The organism is Acholeplasma laidlawii, from assembly GCF_015709225.1.
Classification (GTDB): domain Bacteria; phylum Bacillota_I; class Bacilli_A; order Acholeplasmatales; family Acholeplasmataceae; genus Acholeplasma; species Acholeplasma laidlawii_A.
Genome location: NZ_JADNRS010000018.1, coordinates 1 through 449 on the forward strand (window position 1 = coordinate 1; position 449 = coordinate 449).

Below are 449 nucleotides of genomic sequence, written 5' to 3' on the forward strand. Positions count from 1 at the left end.
ATTTAAAGATTACGATGGAAGCGAAATAAAGAGAGAGCAAGTAGAATACGGAAGTGGAGCAAGCGCACCAGCAGATCCAAGTAGAGTAGGTTATACATTCACAGGCTGGGATAAAGCATTTAGTAATATAACTGGTGAATTAGAAGTAACAGCAACTTACAATGTCAACACATATAAAGTTACATGGAAAAATGAAGATGGCACGATATTACTAGAAGAACTTGAAGTCACCCACGGAACAATACCAGAATATCAAGGAGCAACGCCAACAAAAGAATCAACAATAGAGTATAGTTATACATTTGTTGGATGGAGTCCATCAATTGAGGCAGTTACAGGAAATGTTGAATATGTAGCTGTATTTGAAGCTACGATAAACAAATATGAAATAACATTTAAAGATGAAGACGGAACTGTACTAAAGGTAGAGGAATTTTCATATGGAGAGA

General features: G+C 35.9%; 1 protein-coding gene. It reads left to right on the plus strand.

Annotation, left to right across the window (positions count from 1 at the left end; all coding sequences use genetic code 11):
- Positions 1 to 449, plus strand: a 449-nt coding sequence (locus tag IY230_RS01400; RefSeq protein WP_196369562.1) for an InlB B-repeat-containing protein, incomplete at both ends; no start/stop codon positions are given.